Consider the following 22207-nt stretch of genomic DNA (forward strand, 5'->3'; position numbering starts at 1 on the left):
GGAAATGAGGATCAAAGATACAGATTATCCCGTTTGAGTCCGTCTAAGATCAATTGGAAATTATAAGGGCTAACACTATTGATCACAAGTGAATATTCCTTTTCATAGTCGTTATACAGGATGCGGATCAGATCATAATCGGTTTGCCAGTAATATTGATACCTATCGGAACATTCCGGAACAAAAGTATAATGTTGGTTCAGGTAGTCCATAATCGATTTGACATCTTTCGAAACCAGATCTTTTGCCGGAAAAGACGAATGATACTGGTAATCGCGTTCCAAGGCATAAATCTCAATCAGCACCTCTATGGATTCGTATAAACAGAAATACTGATTAACCGCGTCATCCCAATACCAAACCGCACCATTTTCCGCAATCAGATAATACGGCTCGGTTTTACTGTTGTCCATCGAAAAAGCAGCTTTACCGTCGATGGTTGTATAATAGATTTTTTGATTTTTGGCCGTTATGGCATCCGATAAAAAATACAACTGGATGGCATAATCCGAATCCTTATCGGGAGAAAAGGTATAACCGGAATAATCCTGTTGTATCTGGAATAATCGGTCGCTGTTTTCCAAACGATAGCGGGAAAGGTATTTTTGAATAGCTGACGCCGAACCCATCCATTCCGGATTCCGATCGAGCGTATTGATATAGTTTTCGGCTCTGCTGCTTAGTGTCATAGTCGTTGGAAAAGGAATCCAATTTATAAAACTTTAGCGAATAAAAAAACACCGGCCTTTTGTGGGGACCGGTGTTTTCAACCAAAAACCAACCCTTTCGGGTATTATGAAAAGCTACACTATTTTATTTATGATCCGTTACTACGGCTATTTTTTATTTGTTATCGGTTGCCGCCTGGTTGCGGAAAACCAATTGGCCATCGAAACTGTCCAGTAACACGATACTATCGGTGGCTACTTTACCGGAAAGAATTTCTTTCGACAATTCGTTTAGCACTTCGCGTTGAATTACTCGTTTTACCGGACGCGCACCAAAGTGCGGATCATATCCTTTTTGCGCCAGATAATCGATCGCTTCCGGTGTGGCATCCATCGTAATATGCTGTTGTGCCAGCATTTTGATCACGCTTTTTAACTGTAATCCTACGATTTCACGGATGTTGGCCGAACTCAATGGTGTAAACATCACGATCTCATCAATACGGTTAATAAATTCCGGACGAACGGTTTGTTTTAGTAAACCGAGTACTTCCACTTTGGCCGCTTCGGTTGCCGCTTCGATACTTCCTTTCAGATTCTCGAATTTCTCCTGTATGATATGACTACCCATATTGGAGGTCATGATGATAATCGTATTTCTAAAATCAGCCAGACGACCTTTGTTGTCTGTTAAACGTCCTTCGTCCAATACCTGTAACAGGATGTTAAACGTATCCGGGTGGGCTTTTTCGATTTCATCCAACAAGACTACGGAATACGGTTTTCTTCGTACGGCTTCCGTCAACTGTCCACCTTCGTCATAACCGACATATCCCGGAGGCGCACCAACCAGTCGGCTCACACTATGACGTTCCTGATATTCACTCATATCGATACGTGTCATCGCATTTTCATCGTCAAACAGGTATTCGGCCAGGGCTTTTGCCAATTCGGTTTTCCCCACACCGGTTGTACCTAAGAACAGGAACGAACCGATAGGTTTGCGGGAATCCTGTAAACCGGCACGACTACGGCGTACGGCATCACTAATCGCCTGTATGGCTTCTTCCTGTCCAACTACTCTGTGGTGCAATTCGTCTTCCAGTTTTAATAATTTTTCGCGTTCGCTTTGCAGCATTTTGGTTACCGGAACACCGGTCCATTTGGCTACAACTTCTGCAATATCGTCATGGGTAACCTCTTCCTTAATCAAAGAATGACCGGATTGGTTTTCCTGTAATTGTTTTTGCAAGGCGTCCAGACGTTCCTGTGCTTCTTTGCTTTTTCCGTAACGGATTTCGGCTACTTTACCGTAATCGCCATCACGTTCGGCGCGTTCAGCCTGTAATTTCAGATCTTCAATTTCCTGTTTGGTCGCCTGAATGTTGTCTACAACATCTTTTTCCGATTTCCATTTGGCGAAAATCTCGTTGCGTTCTTCTTTCAGGTTGGCCAGATCCAGACCTAATATTTTAAGTTTGTTTTCGTCGTTTTCACGTTTAATCGCTTCAATTTCGATTTCCAGCTGCATAATTTTACGATCCAAAACATCCAGTTCTTCCGGTTTGGAGTTGATTTCCATACGCAATTTGGAAGCCGCTTCATCCATTAAGTCAATCGCCTTATCCGGAAGGAAACGATTGGTGATATAGCGTTGCGACAATTCCACAGCGGCAATAATCGCATCGTCTTTGATACGCACTTTATGGTGTGCTTCATATTTTTCCTTGATACCGCGTAGGATCGAAATCGCACTTTCGGTATCCGGTTCGTCCACCATAACTTTTTGGAAACGACGTTCCAGTGCTTTATCTTTTTCAAAATATTTCTGATATTCGTCCAGCGTAGTCGCTCCGATAGCTCGTAATTCACCACGTGCCAAAGCCGGTTTCAGAATGTTGGCTGCATCCATCGCGCCTTCGCCACCTCCGGCTCCAACCAATGTATGGATCTCATCGATAAATAACACGATGTCGCCTTCGGCAGAAGTTACTTCTTTTACCACCGATTTTAAACGCTCTTCGAATTCCCCTTTGTATTTGGCTCCGGCAATCAACGCCCCCATATCCAATGAAAAGACCACTTTGTCTTTTAGGTTTTCCGGTACGTCTCCCTGAACAATACGGTGGGCCAGACCTTCGGCAATTGCGGTTTTACCCACACCCGGTTCTCCAACCAACATCGGATTGTTTTTGGTACGACGGGATAAAATCTGTAATACACGGCGGATTTCTTCATCACGACCGATCACAGGATCCAGTTTGCCGTCGTTGGCCAGCTGGTTCAGATTTTTTGCATATTTGTTTAAGGCATTATAGGTTTCTTCGGCCGAAGCTGAGGTTACCCGTTCGCCTTTTCGGATTTCATTAATGGCACTTTCAAGGCCTTTTTCGGTCACACCCTGATCTTTTAAGATCTGTGCCACTTTGCTTTTCGATTTGAATATCGCCAATAATAAATGTTCGATCGATACATATTCGTCGTTCATTTTTTTAGCAATATTGGCGGCTTCGTTTAAGGTTGTTCCGGCATCGCGGGAAAACATCAGTTCGCTTCCGCTTACTTTAGGAAAACTTTGAATCGTACTGTCCAGAATTTGTTTGAACAGGTTTACATTCACATTCAGTTTTTTCAAAATGAATGGTGCCACATTCTCATCAACTTCGAGGATACCTTTAAAGATATGCTCGTTCTCGATTTGCTGATGGCCTGAACCTTGCGCAATTTGTTGCGCTTGTTGCAGGGCTTCCTGAGATTTGATTGTTAGGTTATTAAAATTCATATTTTTAAATGTTGTTTGTCGATTGTGATAGTTATTTTTTAACTTTGATTGGTAGTAGTCAATTTATGTTCCAATGTAAAAAACAAGACAAATTGGCGTTTTAGTACTTAAATTTACAAAAAATAAATGCCAAAATGGCGTAAAATCGGACAGAAATGGGATTTTTGGATAAAATATTCGGAGGACAGGAAGAAGCTGTTCCTTCAAAGGTGAACTGGAAACTTTTAGAAACGACCACTTTGGATGCGATTGCGGAACAGTCTTTCGAAAAACCGGCGGTTATTTTTAAACACAGTACCCGATGTAGCATTAGCCGTATGGCTTTAAAACAATTTGAACGGGAATATGCTCTGGACGATGAACTGGATGTGTACTTTTTGGATTTATTGGCACACCGACCGCTTTCGAATGGAATAGCGGAGCGTTTTGGCGTACAGCACGAATCGCCGCAACTTATAGTGATCAAAGATGGAAAAGCGGTGTATAACGCTTCCCACAGTGCAATACAGGCCGACGATCTGAAACGATGGGCCGAATAAAAAAGAGGTTCCAAATGGAACCTCTTTTTTTATAGTACCGCCTGCATTTTTTGACGGATCAGATCCAGACACAAATTATTGATACTGCCTTCGTGGGTATGAGAAATCGCTTCCGGTGCATTATAAGTCCCTTTTTCAATTTGTTCCGCTACGATTTTATACGCATCGCGAAACGGAATGCCTCGGGTTACCAGTTCGTTCAGTGTATCAACGGTAAAGAGGTGTTTGTATTTCGAATCCTCTAAAATGGAGGTGTTAATTTCGATGTTTTGTAACGCATAACAGGTCATTTCCAAACAGGATTTTAAATTTTCCATTGCTGGAAATAAGCCTTCTTTTAACAACTGAAACTCCCTGTGATAACCACTCGGCAGGTTATTGGTGAGTAGCGTCAGTTCGTAAGGCAGACTTTGTATTCTATTGCATTTACCGCGGATCAGTTCAAATAAATCCGGATTTTTTTTATGCGGCATAATACTCGACCCGGTTGTTAAATGACCGGGAAGCCTGATAAAATCAAAATTCTGGCACAGATACAGGCACGCATCGGTTGCCATTTTCGATAAGGTTGCTGCGATGCTACTCATTGCAAAAGCGGCTGTTTTTTCGGACTTGCCACGGCTCATTTGTGCGGCTACAACATTGTATTTCAACGTCGAAAATTTTAGCGTTTGAGTCGTATGTGTACGATCGATCGGAAACGAACTACCATAGCCGGCCGCAGAACCCAACGGATTTTGATCGACTACTTGTAGCGCGGCATTTACTATTATCATATCGTCGATCAGACTTTCGGCATAGGCGGAAAACCACAGGCCAAACGACGATGGCATGGCAATTTGCATATGCGTATAACCCGGTAATAAAGCGTCCTGATGCTTTTCGGCCAGAACAAGCAGTAATTCAAATAACTCCGTAATCAGATTTTTCAGTTCGCCGATTTCGGTTTTCAGATAAAGATGTACAGCCACCAAAACCTGATCGTTTCGGGAACGCGCCATATGAATTTTTTTTCCGGTAGCGCCCAATTTTTCAATCAGCATAAATTCGATTTTGGAATGTACATCTTCAAAATCCGTATCGATGGTAAAACTTTTACTGTTGCAATATTGCAGAATATCTTCCAGTGCCAGAACGATATCGGTGGCTTCCTGTTCTTTTAATAGACCTGTTTTGGCCAGCATTTTGGCATGGGCAATCGAAGCCAGCACATCGTATCGAGCGAGTACCAGATCCAGTTCACGGTCGTTTCCAACGGTAAAGTTTTCTATTTTCTGATCGGTGGTGATCCCTTTTTCCCATAGTTTCATACTATTCTGTTTTTTTGTTAAAAAAGCCATTAAGGATTTCGATATACAAAGCGATTCCCTTTTCAATTTCATGGCGGTAAATAAATTCATTGGCCGTATGGGAACGCAGCGAATTCCCGGGCCCTAATTTTAAAGATTGACAACTCAAAACCGATTGATCGGAAAGGGTAGGAGAGCCGTAGGTTGTACGCCCCAATGCTACGCCCGATCGAACTAATGGATGTTCCGGTGCGATGGAAGAAGCATTCAAATGCATCGATCGCGGTTGTACCGTCGCGTTTACGGATTGTACAACCGTATCGAGAATTTCGGTATTGGTATATTGATCATTAACACGGATATCAACCACCAGTTGGCATTCGGATGGTACGACATTGTGTTGTTTTCCGGCATTGATCTGCGTAACGGTCATTTTTACCGGACCGAGTATTTCGGATACTTTTTCAAAACGATAGTTCCGAAACCATTCGATTACGTTTAACGCATTATAAATCGGATTATCCGGATTTTCATGCGCTGCGTGACTGGCGGTTCCGCGTACGGTTATGTCCAATACCAAAAGTCCTTTTTCGGCTATGGCCAATTGCATTTCGGTCGGTTCGCCAACAATGGCACAATCCAGTTCCGGAAGGTGTTGTAACACGCTGTTCAATCCGTTTGGACCGCTGCTTTCTTCTTCGGCCGAAGCCACCATCACGATATTATGCGACAGGTTTTCCTGCGGATAAAAATAAGCGAATGCGGCGAGTAAGGCTACAAGGCAACCCCCGGCATCATTACTACCTAACCCGAAGATTTTTCCGTCTTCTTCCAAAGCGGTAAACGGATCGAGCGTATAGGCCTGATTGGGTTTTACGGTATCGTGATGGGAATTGAGCAATAGCGTAGGCTTGGTACGGTCGAAATGACGATTATAGGCCCAGAGGTTATTATTTTCCCGATGATACGGAATGCCATCTTGCTCGAACCAGTCGGCGATTAATACAGCTGTTTGGTTTTCTTCTCCGGAAAAAGAAGGGGTTTCGATTAGCTTTTTTAGTAAAAGAATCGCTTCGGCGGTTAAATTGATTATCGTTTTCATATTTACAGCTGGATGACGGTACATAATGTATTTTGGTTTTCTAAAGTGGATAGGTTTCCGATGATCACGCGATCGACGCCTTTTGTCAATGCTCTGAAACAATTATCGAGTTTGGGAATCATTCCCGAATAAATGGCACCGATAGCCAGCAGATCGCGGTATTTTGATGTTGTTAGTAATGGAATCAGGGACGATTCGTCGTTGGTATTAATCAACACGCCTTGTTTTTCAAAACAATAGATGATTTTTACGGAATAGATATCCGACAAAGCAATACCCAGTTCGGCCGCAATGGTATCGGCATTGGTATTGAGCAACTGACCTTTTCCGTCGTGCGTGATGGCACAAAACACCGGTACCACTTTTGAATTGAGAAGCGAAAGGAGTTGCGGGGTATTGATATGGCGAATATCGCCCACAAAACCAAAATCGATATCCTGAACGGTTCTTTTCTCCGATTGAATCAGATTGCCATCGGCTCCGGAAAAACCAAAAGCCGGACAATCCAATGCGTTGAGTTGCGCTACCATTCGTTTATTGATCAACCCGGCATAGGTCATTACAACCACATCCAGCATCGGCTGATCGGTTATACGTCGACCATCCACCATTTGCGTTTCGAGGTCGAGTATTGCAGCGAGTTTACTGGCTTCTTTACCGCCACCATGAACCAGAATTTTGCTGCCTTTTAGCTGTGAAAAAGCAGTAAGCGCCTGATGCAATGCGATCGGATCATCAATAATGTTTCCGCCGATTTTAACAAGGGTTAGTTCCGGTTTAGCTGTTTTCATCCTGTAAAATTTTAGTGAGTATTGCCTGTGTGGCATAGGTTCTGTTATTTGCCTGCGGGATCACTATGGAATTATCGCCATCCAAAACCGCATCGCTCACAATCTGGTTACGGCGCACCGGAAGACAATGCATAAACTTAGCCTGGTCGGTAAGCGCCATTTTTTCCGGGGTTACCATCCACGACAAATCCTGAGAGGTAATGGCGCCATAATTGTTGTAATTGCTCCAGTTTTTGGCATAAATAAAATCGGCATTCTCAAAAGCCTCGTCCTGATTGTACACAATGGTGCTGTTTTGTGTGATTTCGGGATTGAGTTCATAGCCTTCCGGATGGGTGATCACAAAATCGACATTAGCTTTTTGCATCATTTTGACAAACGAATTCGGAACCGCATGAGGCAACGCCTTCGGATGTGGCGCCCAGGTTAAGACAACTTTCGGCCTTTGTCGGGTTTTATATTCCTGTATGGTCAGTATATCGGCTACGGCCTGTAATGGATGTTCCGAAGAACCTTCAAGACTGATCACCGGAATGGAAACGGCTTTTATAAAAGCGTTGATCACATATTCTGCTTCGTCTTTTTCCTTATCGGTTAACGTAGGAAAACTACGGATTGCTATGATATCGCAGTATTGTGCAACCACCTGTGCGGCTTCTTTGATATGTTCGGATTTCGTCCCATCCATCACGGCTCCGTCTTCAAATTCCAGACTCCAGCTTTCGGAATTCAGGTTTAAGGTGATACAATTCATTCCCAGATTAGCCGCCGCTTTTTGCGTACTCAATCGGGTTCGCAGACTTGGGTTAAAAAATAAAAGTCCAATGGTTTTATTCGCGCCTAATGCTTTATGTGCATAGGGATCGGATTTGATCTGTTTGGCCAGTAATAACAGCTCGTCGAGATTTTCTATATGGTTTACGGATGTAAAATGTTTCATGGTATTTTAGTCTAAAGTGGTAAGGACTTTTTCGAGTCCGCTCACAAATAAATCGATATGTTTTTGAGTGATGGATAACGGCGGAAGAATGCGCAAAAGATTTTTCTGCGACGCATTTCCGGTAAAAATATGCGCTTCGTAAATCAGTTTCTGACGTAATTCGCTAACGTCAAAATCGAATTCCAGTCCGAGCATCAGGCCTTTGCCTTTTATCTTTTTTACCGCAGGAATTTGTTGCACCCGTGTTCTAAAATAATCACTGATCCCATTGACATTTGCGAGAAGCTGTTCCTGTTCGATCGTTTCCAAAACCGATAAAGCGGCCGCACAGGCCAGGTGATTTCCGCCGAAGGTCGTACCAAGCAAACCGTAGGAGGCTTTAAACTTTGGATGGATCAGAATTCCACCAATAGGGAAGCCATTGCCCATACCTTTGGCTACCGAAATAATATCCGGCTGAATCGCATGATGCTGGTGCGCAAAAAACTGCCCGGATCGCCCGTAACCACTTTGGATTTCGTCTAAAATAAGAACGACATTATTCGCCTTACAGATTTGCTGTAAAAACTGAAAAAAGGCTGTAGTTCCTTCGTCCAGTCCGCCGACGCCCTGAATTCCTTCGATAATTACGGCACAAACAGTTCCTTTGGCGATTTCCTGCGCAACAGCCTCGCTATCGTTTAACGGAAGAAAAACAACTTCGTGTTTGCTGTTCAGCGGCGCGACGATCGATGGATTATCGGTTACCGCAACCGCGGCTGAGGTTCGTCCGTGAAACGCTTTTTGAAACGCAATAACTTTTGATTTTCCGTTGTGAAAGGAAGCCAGTTTTAAAGCATTTTCGTTGGCTTCGGCACCGGAATTACACAAAAACAGGGAATAGTCGGGATAGCCGGAAAGGGAAGTCAGCTTTTGCGCCAATTGTTCCTGTATCGGGTTTTGAATGGAGTTGGAATAAAAACCGATCTTTCCAACCTGATCGGTAATGGCTTTTATATAGGCCGGATGAGAATGACCAATGGAAATCACACCGTGACCACCATAAAAATCAAGGTATTCCTGGTTGTTGTCATCCCATACCGTTGCGTTTAAAGCACGGACAGGAGTGAGGTTGTATATCGGATAAACATTAAATAAAGGCATTGTTGTAAAATTAAAATGGGTTAAAAACTGCCTGATTTTAGTTGTAGCCCGGTTTTTTCGTCCAGACCAAACATCAGGTTCATATTCTGTATCGCTTGTCCCGAAGCCCCTTTTATCAGGTTATCGATAATAGAAGTGATCAACAGGTACTTTCCTTTTTTTTCCAGACTGATGATACATTTGTTGGTCTGCACTACCTGTTTTAGATGAATAGTATCGGTAGTTACGACTACAAAAGGATCGTTCTGATAAAAAGTTTTGTATAACGCAACAATAGCATCCAGCGATTTTTCCGTTTGAGTGTATAGGGTCGCAAAAATCCCACGGCTAAAATCCCCACGGTTTGGAATAAACAGCAACTCCTGATTAAAACCGGGTTGCAGTTTGTCCAGACTTTGTTGGATTTCGCCAAGGTGCTGGTGTTCAAAAGCTTTGTAATGCGACATGTTATTCGTGCGCCAACTGTGATGGGTAGTCCCCGATGGTTGTACGCCAGCACCTGTACTACCGGTAGTCGCGTTGATATGAATACTGTTTTGTAGTTCCTGATCCTGCGCTAAAGGTACTAATGCCAATTGTATCGCAGTAGCAAAGCACCCTGGATTGGCTACAAATTGAGCCATTTTGATCTTTTTACGGTGAAGTTCCGGTAGGCCGTATACAAAAGAACCGGCATCGGGATGTAAACGAAAATCATTACCCAGATCGATAACACGCGTATGGGAAGCAAAATGGTGTTTTTCCAGAAAAGCCTTCGACTGACCGTGGCCTAAGCAAAGAAAAACAAGATTTACTTCGGGATTGATCGTATCGGTAAAGATCAGATCCGTATCACCCAATAAATCCTGATGTACAGTTACAACGGGTTTTCCGGCATTGGTCGTACTGTAAACAAAGTCGACTGTTGCTTTGGGGTGGTTTTGGAGCAGACGTAATAACTCTCCGGCGGTATACCCCGAACCGCCAATAATACCTGTCTTAATCATAATCGAGCGCATTTACCTGTGAATAAATAGTTTGTGCATTTCCGAGGATTTTGATAAAACCCTTCGCATCCGTAGCCGTCCAGGCATTGTTCATTTCGCCATACTGACCCATTCCGGTGTTCATTAAATCGTGTTGCGATGCAATGCCATCGAGTGAAAAATGATAGGGTTTTAGGGTAACGGTAACTGTTCCGCTTACGGTTTGCTGCGTATCGGTTAGAAACGTTTCGATATTACGCATCACCGGATCGAGGTATTGGCCTTCGTGAAAAAGCATGCCGTACCAGTTTCCGAGTTGTTCCTTCCAGTATTGCTGCCATTTGCTCAGTACGTGTTTTTCGAGCAAATGATGTGCTTTGATGATGATCAAAGGAGCGGCGGCTTCAAAACCGACACGCCCTTTGATCCCGATAATGGTGTCGCCCACATGAATGTCACGACCAATCGCAAAAGCAGCGGCTAAGTTTTCGAGTTTGGCGATATTGGTTGTAGGTGTGGCTTTTTCGCCGTTTATAGCTATCAGTTCGCCTTTTTTAAATTCAAGAACCACTTTTTCGGGTGTCGTTTTTTGTAGTGACGACGGGTACGCTTCGTCTGGTAACGGAAGGTGCGAGGTTAGGGTTTCCTTTCCGCCCACACTGGTTCCCCAGATTCCTTTATTGATCGAGTACTGCGCTTTTTCCCAGGAATAGGAAACCCCTTGTTTTTCGAGATAGTCAACTTCTTCCTGACGGGATAATGTAAGATCGCGTATAGGGGTAATGATTTCAATTTCCGGCGCTATGGTTTGAAATATAAGATCAAAACGGATTTGATCATTACCGGCTCCGGTACTTCCGTGTGCGACGGCATCGACTTCGATTTTTTTGGCATAACGGATAATTTCCAATGCTTGGAAAACCCTTTCGGCGCTTACAGAAAGCGGATAGGTATTGTTTTTTAGCACATTCCCGAAAACCAGGTATTTGATGGCTTTCTGATAATATTTTTCAATAATGTTGCAGTTGGTATGCTGAAAACTTCCCAATTCGTAGGCGCGGGCCGTGATGGTTTCTAATTCGGCTTCCGAAAAACCACCGGTGTTCACCAAAACGGTATGTACCTGATAGCCTTTGTTCTGTAGGTGTTTCAGGCAAAAAGACGTATCCAGTCCGCCGCTATAGGCTAAAACTACTTTTTTGATTTCCTTGGATGTAGGTTGTTCTGTCATCGTATTTATTTTTTTAAGAAAAGTGCCTGTTTGATATTTTTCAGTCGGCTCAGGACTTTCTGATTAAAGGTATAGGTTGCTTTTGGCTTTCTTTTTTCGTTCGGATCGTATAACATTCCGGTGCAAAGGCACATTTTGTTTTCCTTCCGCTGTAGAATGTCAAAATTCGAACAGGTCCTGCAACCGCTCCAAAAGCTCGGATCATCGGTTAGTTCCGAAAATGGCACCGGCCGGTAACCTAAATCGGAATTGATTTTCATCACGGCCAAACCGGTAGTGATTCCAAAAATTTTTGCTTCGGGATACTTTTTTTGCGAATAGTCAAAAACAAACGTTTTGATTTTTTTAGCCAGTCCGAGGTGACGGTAATCCGGATGGACAATAAGGCCCGAATGCGCTACAAACTTGCCATGACTCCAGCTTTCGATATAACAAAAACCGGCAAATTTTCCGTTTTCGAGTGCGATAACAGCATCCTGCATGTCGATCTTTTTACGGATGTATTCCGGTGTCCTTTTGGCAATACCGGTGCCTCTTTGTAAGGCTGAGGTTTCGATGGTGTCGCAAATCTCTGCCGCATAGACATAATGCTCCTTTTGAGCAATAACAATGATTACATTCATCTTTTACAATGATGGGTAAATATTAATAAACAATAAAAAGTAAAGGGTAATAGGAAGGAGTCGAAACCGTCGGGATGTTTCGAAAAAGGCAGTGTTTACCGTCGTGTTGCAGGAATTGCAAACGGTAGTACTAAAATGATATTTAAAATAAGGCTAATAAAGCCGGTAAAAACAATAGCTATTTCCAAAATGGGAAAAAATAGAAGATGAATAACAACAGGAAAAACTCGGGTACTAGAATAGACTCCGCACTGTCCGCGAAGTAGTGGACAGGCTTTTCCGTAGGGAACGGTTACTATGTAACGCAGTTAATTTCATCGGGACAAATGTAGTATAAATTATAACATAAGTTGAAAAAAATAATAAAAATGCTGTTTTTTGTCTTTAAATGGGGGTTTTTGCACGATTTATTCAATAAAAAAACCGGGATTAATCATATGATTAATCCCGGTTTAACCGTCAAAACAGTTCTTTATTTTTTCACCACTTTTCGGATATATTCTTTATTTCCGGTCGTGATTTTAAGGATATACATACCCGTTGCCAGATTGCGGATATCGATTTGCTCGGATAGCGTATTGTTGGAAGGCATCACATTGCTTTCCAATACGATACGACCATTGGTATCCACCAACATCAGGTTTACTTTTTGATCGGCGATATTTTCTACCGACAGGTTTACAAAACCATCAGACGGATTCGGATATAACTGTAGGTTTTCAAAACCATTTACAGGACTTTCCGCAGCCATTCGGGCACCACAGCTAATCGCTACAGCCGAACGCGTTCCGTTGGAATTGCTGGTCGATCCGGCACTGTTTTTCGCTACCATCGAATACGTATAGGTCGTACCAGCGTTGATCAAATAAGTATTTAAAAATGATGTACCGGTAACGTCCGGAGCATATAAGTTTCCGTTGCGATAGATATCGTAGGTAGTGGCATTGGCAGAAGCCGTCCACGTCACATTAATAGCGCTGGTTGTTCCGCTACAAGTTGGTGTTAAAGTAACCGTAAATGCACCCGGAGCGCCACAAGCCGGTGGTGTAGCCGACAAGGTTCCGTTGGAGTTATTGGTTGTTGCACTTCCTGCATTTTTCGCTTTTACGTAGTAAGTATACGCCGTTCCGGAAGTAACCGCCGTATTCAGGTATTGCGTTCCGGTAATACTGCTGGCATATAAAGCTCCGTTACGATAGATGTCATAGCTTGTCGCATTGGCCGAAGCTGTCCAGTTCAATCGAACGCGGGTTGCGGTTCCGTTACATTCCGGAGTAGCGGTTAATGTAAACGCACCCGGAGCACTCGTACTACAAGTTAGCCCTAAATTCGATTTAAAAGCATTAAAATAAGCAGATGCAAACGAATCCCTCCAGGTAGAACTGGTTAGTTTGGCCGCATCGGCTGTGGTATCGACAAAACCGATTTCATTCAGACATCCTGTAGCGGAGGAATAACGCAATACGCCCAGGTGATAGGCCAGGAAGCTGTTGTCTTCTACGCAGCGTCTGTTAGCCCATGAACCGTAGGATACCATATCGGCCTGGATTTTCTGAGCAAAAGCGATATCCGGAGCCGTATCGGTATCGTCGGCGGTACAATAAAAGGTTTCGGTACCGGTTCCGCCACCGGCATTACAGTGAATACTTAACAGACGGTCGGCATTCCAGTTGTTCGACATGGTTGCCCGTTGTGTTACCGAAGTCCAACTGTTCAGATTGGTTGTACGGGTCATGTATACGGTCCAGGAACAACTACCTTGGATTAAGTTACGGGTACGCAAACCTACTTCCAGTGAGGTTTCAATTTCAGTAGCGGTTCGACCATCGGGATTATCGCTGGTTGTGGCACCATAGCCGTGTCCCGGGTCGATAACAATGATTTGTGCATTTGCGGCGAAACCTAGTATCAGGGCAAAAAGGAGTGTAGTTATTTTTTTCATAGCATTAGTTTTTTAGTTCAGAAGTGAAGATTCTACCGGTTTTATCATCGGTAAACAATACTTTGTTTTTTCCGTAGAAAGAAGGGAACATTTCGGCAAAAACCTCCGTATTTGTAATTTTTCTCGGTTTGAAAGCTTTCGTATCAAACAAATACAATTCGGAGTTGGTTACGCTATGTCCGTCTTCACTTTCGTCTAAAAATCCTAACAGGAATTTATCGTCTGCCGACCATCCGGTGGCGATTCCGGTTCCGACTTTTACGGGTTTATTTTCTCCATTCAGATCGTAAACAAAAATATCCGCTCCGTTGTGAACGGCCACTTTTTTACCATCGTTAGACAATATGGCATTGTAAAACTGCCCTTCGTCATTGGTGATCACCCAGGTTTTTTCAGTAGCAAGATCTTTCGCTTCGATCTTTAAAGTCATTAGATTGGTGTAAACCACAACTGGTGTTTCCTTACCCTGGTACGATGGCAGAAAAGTGTGGTTGATGTCGTCTTTTAATTCACGTCTTTGAGTGGCCACATCATAGGCATACACTCTTGACTGTGCAAAGAATTCTTTGCCACCTTTTTCTTTAAAATAAAAGGTGCTGTTGTTGCGATCCCAGGTATAACCGTAACCGCTTCCTTCCTTATCGGAAATTTTTTGTACCGTATTTTTGGCCAGATCCAAAAGATAAACTCCTTTAAAATGCTCGCCGGTTAAAAGGGCATGTGTTCCGTCTGGCGAAACTACGGGATTTGTGAAAAATCCCTCGACGTTTACGCGATTAAAATCGGATAGTTTCTGAGCATGCCCGCAGATGCCTAAAAACAACATCGAAATGTACAATAGGTTTTTTTTCATAATGTATAGATTTGATTTTCATAAAATTACTATTTATATGGTACAAAATGCGAAATATTTATTAACAAATAATTAATATTATACTTCTTGTTAATATTTATGGGGCTTGGGCATAAAAAAAGCACTTCTTTTGGAAGTGCTTTTAGGGTGTTTTTCAACAATATTAACGTCGGAATTTATTCCGGGTGATGATGTTTTTGAGTTTTGCTTTCAAATCTTCGCCGGTATCATAAACCATTTGCTCGTTACCTGGAAACGGAACCGGTTTGCGGTCGAAATATTTAAAATAGTTATCATCGCAGGCACGACGATCACCTTGATAATTGGCATAGATATTTTGGAAAACATATTCGCTGCTCAACGGAAACGAATCGATCAGTTGGTTGGTTTTAAAGTCGATATAATCTACTTTGGCCGTTACCTGACAGGCTTTAAACTGTGTAAATTCGTAAATGTCGATTCGGATTGTACGGAAATTATCTACTTTAACCGGTTTTCCCAAACTGTCGCGAACCACGCGGCCATTGGCATCAACCAAATTTTTAACGCCGTCTTTGATTTGTTTTTCTTTGATAAACTGACGCTCTTTGATTTGCTCCGGAGAGATTTTAATATCGCGGAAGTTAACAATCAGACCATAATCGTAGGTAATTCCTTTCTGGCGATTACTATGGTAAACGGTCCATTTGTCGTCCAGACCAAGCGTACTGAAGTCCAATAAATCCGATTCCAGGCGTACCGGAATTACCATATTGGTTTCGTTTTTAGAGTATACATTTACAAAGTCGGTTCCTTTAAACTGGGCGTCGTCCATTAATTTGGTAACGTCTTTAAAGTTAGGACTCAGCGTTAGCAGATAAGCGAAATCATCGTAAGCTCTTCTGTAATTCAGTTTGTTATTGGTCGCCATTAAGGCTTTGGAATTGTCGTACAGGAATTTAGCCAGTGCATTTTTACTGCTTACAATCTGATCGGAATAATCGTCAAACGGAAAAATAGCATTCCGGTTTTCTTTTATAAGTCGGAGCGGCAATAACGGGCGAATACGCTCCTGACGGTTGTTAAGCTGTAAATAGGTATTGTATAGTTTTTCCAGTTTGGAAGGATTCGCATCTTTAACAAGGAGTTCAATGGTGCGAAGATCACGGTCTTTGGCTTTGGCAAATGCCTCTTCCAGCAGGTACACATAATCTTGTTTTCCTTTTGCATTTTTATTGTTTCGCAATCCTTCGATAGCCCGGTCAATGGCCCCGTCGTAATCGCCTTCACTCAGCATATTCTGGGTTTGTTTGACACCACAGGAACAAACAAAAGCCAATATGAATACTAAAGCAGTAATTTTCCTCATAAATGAAATCTTTAAAGATGCCCAAAAGTATAAATTTTGAACGGATTATATGAAACGGGCATAAAAAAACTCCGGTCAGGCCGGAGTTTTTATTAGGAATATAATGTCTTATTTTCGTTCGAATGGCGGTAATAGTTTGCTGGAAACTTCACCAAATCCGATACGTACCTGATCATTCTGGCAGAAACCTTTCATGATCACGGTATCACCGTCGTTGATGAATTTACGCTCGGTACCATCGTTCATTTTTAGTGGGTTTTTACCACCCCATGTTAATTCCAACATCGATCCGAAGCTGTTGTCGGCAGAACCGGAAATGGTTCCGGAACCCATCATATCACCAGAATTCACACGACAACCGTTAACGGTATGATGCGCCAACTGCTGACTCATGGTCCAGTACATATATTTAAAGTTTGATTCACAAACGACAGTAGCATCGGCATTTTCAGGAGCGATAGCCACTTCCAGGTTGATATCGAAAGCATGATCGCCGGTTTGTTGTAAATATGGAAGCGGAGTTGGTTCCTGTTTTGGGCTTGCCACGCGGAAAGGCTCCAAAGCATCCAACGTTACGATCCAGGGGGAAATGGAAGACGCAAAGTTTTTAGCAAGGAAGGGACCTAGTGGCACATATTCCCATTTCTGAATGTCACGGGCACTCCAGTCATTTAACAATACCATACCGAAAATATAGTCTTCGGCTTCACCTACCGGGATGTTTTCACCCATGATGTTGGCATCTGTCGTAATAAAAGCGGTTTCCAATTCGAAATCCACTAATCGCGACGGACCGAATACCGGTTGAGTTTCACCATTTGGAAGGGTTTGTCCCATCGGGCGGTGTACCGGAATTCCGGAAGGCACGATTGTAGAACTTCTTCCGTGGTAGCCTACCGGAATATGCAACCAGTTTGGAAGTAATGCATTGTCCGGGTCACGGAACATTTTGCCCACATTGGTCGCGTGTTCTTTACTGGAATAGAAATCGGTATAATCGCCGATTAGAACCGGTAATTGCATTTCGATGTCATTTACGTTAAAAATAACGATTTCTTTATGGGCGTCGTTATCGCGTAATTGCGAGTTTTCGGCATCAAATATATCAGCTAGTCGGTTACGTACCAAGCGCCATGTTTTTTTACCGTCGGAGATAAAATCGTTCAGCGTATCCTGCATGAACATATCGTCAGTTAGTTCAATACCTTCAAAATAACCCAATTGTTGCAGGGCTCCCATATCGATCGCAAAATCACCAATACGTGTTCCGATGGTTACCACATCATCTTTAGTTATAAAAACCCCGAAAGGAATGTTTTGTATCGGAAAATCGCTGTTTCCAGGGACGTGTAACCACGATTTTCTAGTAGGGTTATTGGCACTTATAGGCATATTGTATGTTTGTTTTTGTTGTTGAAAAATTCGAAATCAAATATAGTAGCTATTGTGAATTTAACAAACCATTTTCGTATTTTTGAGGTCAATTTAACGAAATATTATAAAATGCAACGCGACGAACAAATTTTCGACTTAATTCTTGAGGAACAAGATAGACAAATTCACGGATTGGAACTTATTGCATCTGAGAATTTCGTGAGCGATCAGGTAATGGAAGCAGCGGGTTCTGTTTTAACAAATAAATATGCAGAAGGATACCCGGGTAAACGGTATTACGGCGGATGTGAAGTAGTGGACGTAATCGAACAAATCGCAATCGACAGAGCCAAGGCTTTGTTTGGGGCCGACTATGTAAACGTACAGCCACACTCCGGATCGCAAGCCAATACGGCCGTTTTCGCAGCCTGTTTAAAACCGGGCGATAAAATATTAGGTTTCGATCTTTCACACGGAGGACATTTAACACACGGTTCACCGGTGAACTTTTCCGGAAAATTATACAATCCGGTATTCTACGGAGTGGAAAAAGAAACTGGAATGTTGAACTACGATAAGATTCAGGAAGTAGCAACCCAGGAACAACCAAAATTGATTATCGCTGGAGCTTCGGCTTATTCCCGCGATATGGATTTTAAACGTTTCCGCGAGATTGCCGACAGTGTAGGGGCGATTTTAATGGCCGATATTTCACACCCGGCTGGTTTAATTGCTAAAGGATTGATGAACGATCCGGTTCCACATTGCCACATCATCACGACAACAACACACAAAACCCTTCGCGGACCAAGAGGTGGAATGATCATGATGGGGAAAGATTTTGAAAATCCGTTTGGAATCAAAACGCCAAAAGGAGAAATCCGTATGATGTCGTCTTTATTAGACGGATCGGTATTCCCGGGGAATCAGGGTGGACCGTTGGAGCATATCATTGCGGCAAAAGCAGTAGCCTTTGGCGAAGCGTTAAGCGATGAATTCTTTACATATGCGATGCAGGTTCAGAAAAATGCAAAAGCAATGGCAGAAGCGTTTGTAAAAAGAGGATACAATATTATTTCGGGAGGTACCGATAATCATATGATGCTGATCGATCTTAGAAATAAAAATATTTCCGGGAAAGAAGCTGAAAATGCGTTGGTAAAAGCCGAAATCACCGTTAATAAAAATATGGTTCCTTTTGACGATAAATCGCCATTTGTAACGTCTGGTATCCGTGTAGGAACTCCGGCAATTACCACACGTGGCTTGGTAGAAGCCGATATGGAAACCATCGTTGCTCTGATTGATAAAGTGATTCTAAATCATACAGACGAAGCGGTATTGGAAGAAGTAGCCGATGCGGTAAATGACATGATGGGCGAACGCGCCATGTTTGTTTTCTAAACATCAGAATATATAAAAACAAAAATCCTTCCGTACGGAAGGATTTTTTATTGGTATTAAAATTAAAGATAAAAGAGTCGACAGCTATATAAAACCTCATAGAGGAATTAGATAGTTAGGTGTTGTCGGGGACGTTAAAAATTACAACAACTGGCCGAAATTGATGATCAGCAGTATAAGTTGTTTAATTAGCATAATCATTAGCTGTACCATGAGTAAATCAATGATTTAAAGAAGGTTTAACGAACTGCAAGTTACAAAAAAAGATAATAGTCGATTACGGTTTTTCGGATTATTTGCTGTGGATTTGTCTTAAATAAATCATAAAATTTACTGTGGCATTCCTTCCGGATCCATATAAACAATTTCCCATTGATGACCGTCCAGATCGGAAAAACTGTGCGAATACATCCAGCCGTAATCCATCGGTTCGGCATAAAGCGTTCCACCGGCTTCGACGGCTTTGGCTATGATCGCATTTACCTTTTCCCGACTGTCGGTGTCCAGGCATAAAAGTACTTCGGTTGTCTGTGTGGCGTCGCTAATTGCCTTACGGGTAAAATCCTTAAAACGTTCGTGTACCAGTAACATCACAAAAATAGTATCGCTAACGACCATGCAGGTGGCTTTGTCGTCTGTAAACTGCGGATTAAATGTAAATCCCAGTTTGGTAAAGAACGCAATCGATCGATTGAGGTCTTTAACGGGTAGGTTTACAAAAATTCTTGTTGCCATAAGTATGTCTGTTTAGTTGGTTATCAGTAGGAAGGCTATGAAGTTACTTTTTTTTTGATTGTTATAGTGGTAATGAAACGTTAAGAATTAAAAGGTATAAAATAGCGTTAAATGTAGCCGGAATATTTTTAGGTAGGGTTGAATTTGCTATTTTTAGACTTTAAAAGTAAATAAGTGAGATCACTATATCTGTTGTTCATTTTAATCGGGTTATCTGCAAGTGGTTGGGCGCAAAATGATTTTGTAACCAAATCAAAACCGATTCCCCGTTTGAAAATACCGGCTATTAGCCCGGATAAATCATCCAATTCGACCGCTTTTCCATCGATGAATTTTAGTTCGTCTATTTTTGATACGCCCTTAAATCCGCTGGAAACCTTAAAGCCCAATACTTCTTCGTTTCAGATTGGAGAAGACAATTCCAAATTTGGCGCGGAAAAAGAAAAATTTGCCAATCCGGGCGATGTATATGTCGAAAAACTAAAACAGGATTTTAAAGGTGAAGGTAATGGTGATTCGCGTATCTTTAAAAGAGACCAGTCATTTGGGGAAATCCGTACCAAATCGGAATACGTTAAAATTGTTTACCGCGATCACGAATATGTGGATGGTGATATGATTAAGTTTTTAGTAAACGGAAAAATCGTGATTCCGCAGATCATTTTAGATGCTAGTTTTAAAGGAACGACACTCGGATTGGAAAAAGGGTTTAATAAACTCGATTTCGAAGCGTTAAATCAGGGAAGTTCGGGTCCGAATACGGCCGAGTTTCATGTCTACGACGATAAAGGCCAATTGCTTTCGGCCAACCGTTGGGATTTGGCCACCGGGTTTAAGGCAACGATTATGATCATCAGAGAATAAGATACTATAACAACACCTGACAGGTTTTGGAAACCTGTCAGGTGTAAAAGATGTAAAAGAGAGAAAAGAATAAAACATAAAACATTAAAAAAGGGTCGCTACAAGCGACCCTTTTTTAATCTTGTTCCGGCATCATTTTAGTAGCAATGGCGATCCGATTCCACGAATTGATCGTGATAATGGCCATCATCACCTGAGCCAGATAATTATCGTCATTGAGCGCTTTACGGGCGTTTTCGTAGGTCGCATCCGATACATGGTTCGGAATAAGTGTCATTTCTTCCGTAAGGGCTAAAATCGCCTTTTCTGCTTCCGAAAAGAAATGGGTATCCCGCCAGGCATTTAGCGCATAAATACGTTGTTCGGTTTCACCATATTTACGGGCATCTTTGGTGTGCATATTGATACAAAAAGCACAACCGTTGATTTGCGAAGCGCGTATTTTGATAAGCTCTTTATGAATAGCCGTAAGCTTGGAAGTGCTTAAATACTTTTCGAAAGCATACATGATTTTATACGCTTCCGGTTCCAGTTGACTGATGTTAATTCGATTGTCCATAGTGATTGATTTTTTATTAGGACAAAGTTCGGAAGTGCCAACCGGAAAAAAATTAAGCTGGTTTAAGAAATGCGTTTAACTCATTTTTTTTCGAACCTCGCTTACGTATTCCGGGCTGATTCCTAAAAAAGAAGCCAATATATATTGCGGAATCCGTTGGGCAAACTCCGGATAAGTGCCTACAAATTGCAGGTAGCGTTCTTCGCCCGAAAGCAGAAAAAGATATTCGATTCGCGTAAGGGAAGCGGCATAAGCCCGCTCAAGGTTTTTCCGGAAATAACTTTCCAGTGCGGGGATTTTTTCAAATAAAGTTTCCTGTTCCGAACGACTGATATAGAGGACTTCCGAGTTTTCCAGTGCTTGGATATAAAATTTGGAGGGTCGGCCGGAAGTATAGCTCGAATAATCGGTGATCCACCAGTTTTCAAGTCCGAGTTGGATAACCTGTTCTTTTCCGTTTTCGGTGATCAGATACAGACGGAAACAACCTTTTCCGATAAAATAATTGTATTGGCAAACGCTGCCTTCGGTATGAAGGATCTCTTTTTTGGCTACTTTTTTCGAATGGAAAGTTGTGGCGATGACTTCTTTTTCCTCCAGGGTTAGCGCTACCGATTTTTCAATATGCCGGATCAATCGTTCCATTTTACATCGGACTACAGATTTCCACTAAAAAGCCTTCGGGATCTCTCACATAAGCCACTTTTTGTCCCCACGGTTTGGTTTTAACCGCTTCGGTTAATGTAGCGCCAGCCTGAAGTGCGGCTGCTACGGTTTTTTCGACATCATCGGACGTAAAGCCCAATTCGATACCGAAAGGTTTTGCGGATGCATTGCTTTCAATATAACCGTCTTTTAGGTTCGATTTTGCCAGTGTATGAACGGCAAATGACAGTGTGGTAGAACCGGTGATCAATTCGCCGTAATCTTCATCGGGTGTGATAAATTTACGTTCGAAACCAAACGCCTTTTCGTAAAATGTCATGGCTTGATTTACATTCTGAACATATAGGATGGTATAGGCAAATGTGATCATATAGGATAAAATAATTTTG

General features: G+C 42.3%; 21 protein-coding genes. 3 read left to right on the top strand and 18 right to left on the bottom strand.

Translation table 11 applies throughout. The annotated features are described in order from the left end of the window. Positions 1–11: 11 nt before the first annotated feature. Complete coding sequence (locus AAFN64_RS06275) at positions 12–689, bottom strand: hypothetical protein (protein ID WP_347759712.1); 678 nt, start codon at positions 687–689, stop codon at positions 12–14. Positions 690–843: 154 nt separating this feature from the next. Beyond that, positions 844–3450: an ATP-dependent chaperone ClpB gene (gene clpB, locus AAFN64_RS06280; protein ID WP_347759713.1), complete on the bottom strand. Its 2607-nt coding sequence runs from the start codon at positions 3448–3450 to the stop codon at positions 844–846. Positions 3451–3605: 155 nt separating this feature from the next. Between clpB and ytxJ the strand changes: the two genes are divergently transcribed. Next, positions 3606–3989, top strand: coding sequence for a bacillithiol system redox-active protein YtxJ (gene ytxJ, locus AAFN64_RS06285; protein WP_347759715.1), 384 nt, complete (start codon positions 3606–3608; stop codon positions 3987–3989). Between the two features lie 29 nt (positions 3990–4018). Here ytxJ and argH read toward each other — a convergent pair whose 3' ends face one another. From argH to fahA, 12 genes are all read right to left on the bottom strand, one after another. Continuing rightward, on the bottom strand, positions 4019–5299 hold the full coding sequence (gene argH / locus AAFN64_RS06290) for an argininosuccinate lyase (RefSeq protein WP_347759716.1): 1281 nt from the start codon (positions 5297–5299) through the stop codon (positions 4019–4021). A gap of 1 nt (position 5300) precedes the next feature. Next, positions 5301–6380 carry a M20 family metallo-hydrolase gene (locus AAFN64_RS06295; RefSeq protein ID WP_347759717.1) on the bottom strand — a complete coding sequence of 360 codons (1080 nt, stop codon included), beginning with the start codon at positions 6378–6380 and terminating at the stop codon, positions 5301–5303. 2 nt (positions 6381–6382) lie between these two features. Next, positions 6383–7171: an acetylglutamate kinase gene (gene argB, locus AAFN64_RS06300; protein ID WP_347759718.1), complete on the bottom strand. Its 789-nt coding sequence runs from the start codon at positions 7169–7171 to the stop codon at positions 6383–6385. After that, the gene (locus AAFN64_RS06305) at positions 7158–8111 is read right to left on the bottom strand and encodes an N-acetylornithine carbamoyltransferase (protein ID WP_347759720.1); all 954 of its coding nucleotides are present in this window, start codon (positions 8109–8111) and stop codon (positions 7158–7160) included. Before AAFN64_RS06305 ends, argB begins: the two co-directional genes overlap by 14 nt. A 6-nt stretch (positions 8112–8117) precedes the next feature. After that, positions 8118–9254, bottom strand: a complete 1137-nt coding sequence (locus tag AAFN64_RS06310; RefSeq protein ID WP_347759722.1) for an aminotransferase class III-fold pyridoxal phosphate-dependent enzyme — start codon at positions 9252–9254, stop codon at positions 8118–8120. A gap of 20 nt (positions 9255–9274) precedes the next feature. Next, complete coding sequence (gene argC, locus AAFN64_RS06315; protein WP_300489672.1) at positions 9275–10240, bottom strand: N-acetyl-gamma-glutamyl-phosphate reductase; 966 nt, start codon at positions 10238–10240, stop codon at positions 9275–9277. Then, on the bottom strand, positions 10233–11423 hold the full coding sequence (locus AAFN64_RS06320) for an argininosuccinate synthase domain-containing protein (protein ID WP_347759911.1): 1191 nt from the start codon (positions 11421–11423) through the stop codon (positions 10233–10235). The genes argC and AAFN64_RS06320 overlap by 8 nt, the downstream gene beginning before the upstream one ends. A gap of 32 nt (positions 11424–11455) precedes the next feature. Beyond that, positions 11456–12073 carry a GNAT family N-acetyltransferase gene (locus AAFN64_RS06325; protein WP_300489669.1) on the bottom strand — a complete coding sequence of 206 codons (618 nt, stop codon included), beginning with the start codon at positions 12071–12073 and terminating at the stop codon, positions 11456–11458. A 472-nt stretch (positions 12074–12545) separates the two neighbouring features. Continuing rightward, positions 12546–14015 carry an N-acetylmuramoyl-L-alanine amidase gene (locus AAFN64_RS06330; protein ID WP_347759724.1) on the bottom strand — a complete coding sequence of 490 codons (1470 nt, stop codon included), beginning with the start codon at positions 14013–14015 and terminating at the stop codon, positions 12546–12548. 4 nt (positions 14016–14019) lie between these two features. Then, entirely contained in the window at positions 14020–14868 is an 849-nt protein-coding gene (locus AAFN64_RS06335; RefSeq protein ID WP_347759725.1) for a hypothetical protein, read from the bottom strand. A gap of 163 nt (positions 14869–15031) precedes the next feature. Further along, positions 15032–16216 carry a hypothetical protein gene (locus tag AAFN64_RS06340; RefSeq protein ID WP_347759727.1) on the bottom strand — a complete coding sequence of 395 codons (1185 nt, stop codon included), beginning with the start codon at positions 16214–16216 and terminating at the stop codon, positions 15032–15034. A gap of 108 nt (positions 16217–16324) precedes the next feature. Beyond that, positions 16325–17608, bottom strand: coding sequence for a fumarylacetoacetase (fahA, locus tag AAFN64_RS06345; RefSeq protein ID WP_300489657.1), 1284 nt, complete (start codon positions 17606–17608; stop codon positions 16325–16327). Between the two features lie 111 nt (positions 17609–17719). Here fahA and glyA point away from each other — a divergent pair, with 111 nt between their 5' ends. Then, positions 17720–18994, top strand: a complete 1275-nt coding sequence (glyA, locus tag AAFN64_RS06350) for a serine hydroxymethyltransferase (RefSeq protein ID WP_300489654.1) — start codon at positions 17720–17722, stop codon at positions 18992–18994. Positions 18995–19324: 330 nt separating this feature from the next. On the opposite strand, the gene AAFN64_RS06355 is transcribed toward glyA, so the two are convergent. Continuing rightward, the gene (locus AAFN64_RS06355) at positions 19325–19729 is read right to left on the bottom strand and encodes a VOC family protein (RefSeq protein WP_300489650.1); all 405 of its coding nucleotides are present in this window, start codon (positions 19727–19729) and stop codon (positions 19325–19327) included. Positions 19730–19903: 174 nt separating this feature from the next. On the opposite strand from AAFN64_RS06355, the gene AAFN64_RS06360 reads away from it, so the two are divergent. Continuing rightward, positions 19904–20593 (top strand): hypothetical protein, encoded by a 690-nt coding sequence (locus tag AAFN64_RS06360; RefSeq protein WP_300489647.1) that lies wholly within the window; start codon positions 19904–19906, stop codon positions 20591–20593. A 115-nt stretch (positions 20594–20708) separates the two neighbouring features. On the opposite strand, the gene AAFN64_RS06365 is transcribed toward AAFN64_RS06360, so the two are convergent. The 3 genes from AAFN64_RS06365 to AAFN64_RS06375 all read right to left on the bottom strand — a co-directional run bounded on the left by AAFN64_RS06365 (position 20709) and on the right by AAFN64_RS06375 (position 22188). Next, positions 20709–21152, bottom strand: a complete 444-nt coding sequence (locus AAFN64_RS06365) for a carboxymuconolactone decarboxylase family protein (RefSeq protein WP_347759729.1) — start codon at positions 21150–21152, stop codon at positions 20709–20711. Positions 21153–21227: 75 nt separating this feature from the next. After that, positions 21228–21797, bottom strand: coding sequence for a Crp/Fnr family transcriptional regulator (locus AAFN64_RS06370; protein ID WP_347759730.1), 570 nt, complete (start codon positions 21795–21797; stop codon positions 21228–21230). Position 21798: 1 nt separating this feature from the next. Beyond that, positions 21799–22188, bottom strand: a complete 390-nt coding sequence (locus tag AAFN64_RS06375) for a VOC family protein (protein ID WP_347759732.1) — start codon at positions 22186–22188, stop codon at positions 21799–21801. Positions 22189–22207: the final 19 nt, after the last annotated feature.

The sequence above is a fragment of the Flavobacterium sp. CAU 1735 genome, assembly GCF_039888695.1.
Classification (GTDB): Bacteria; Bacteroidota; Bacteroidia; order Flavobacteriales; family Flavobacteriaceae; genus Flavobacterium.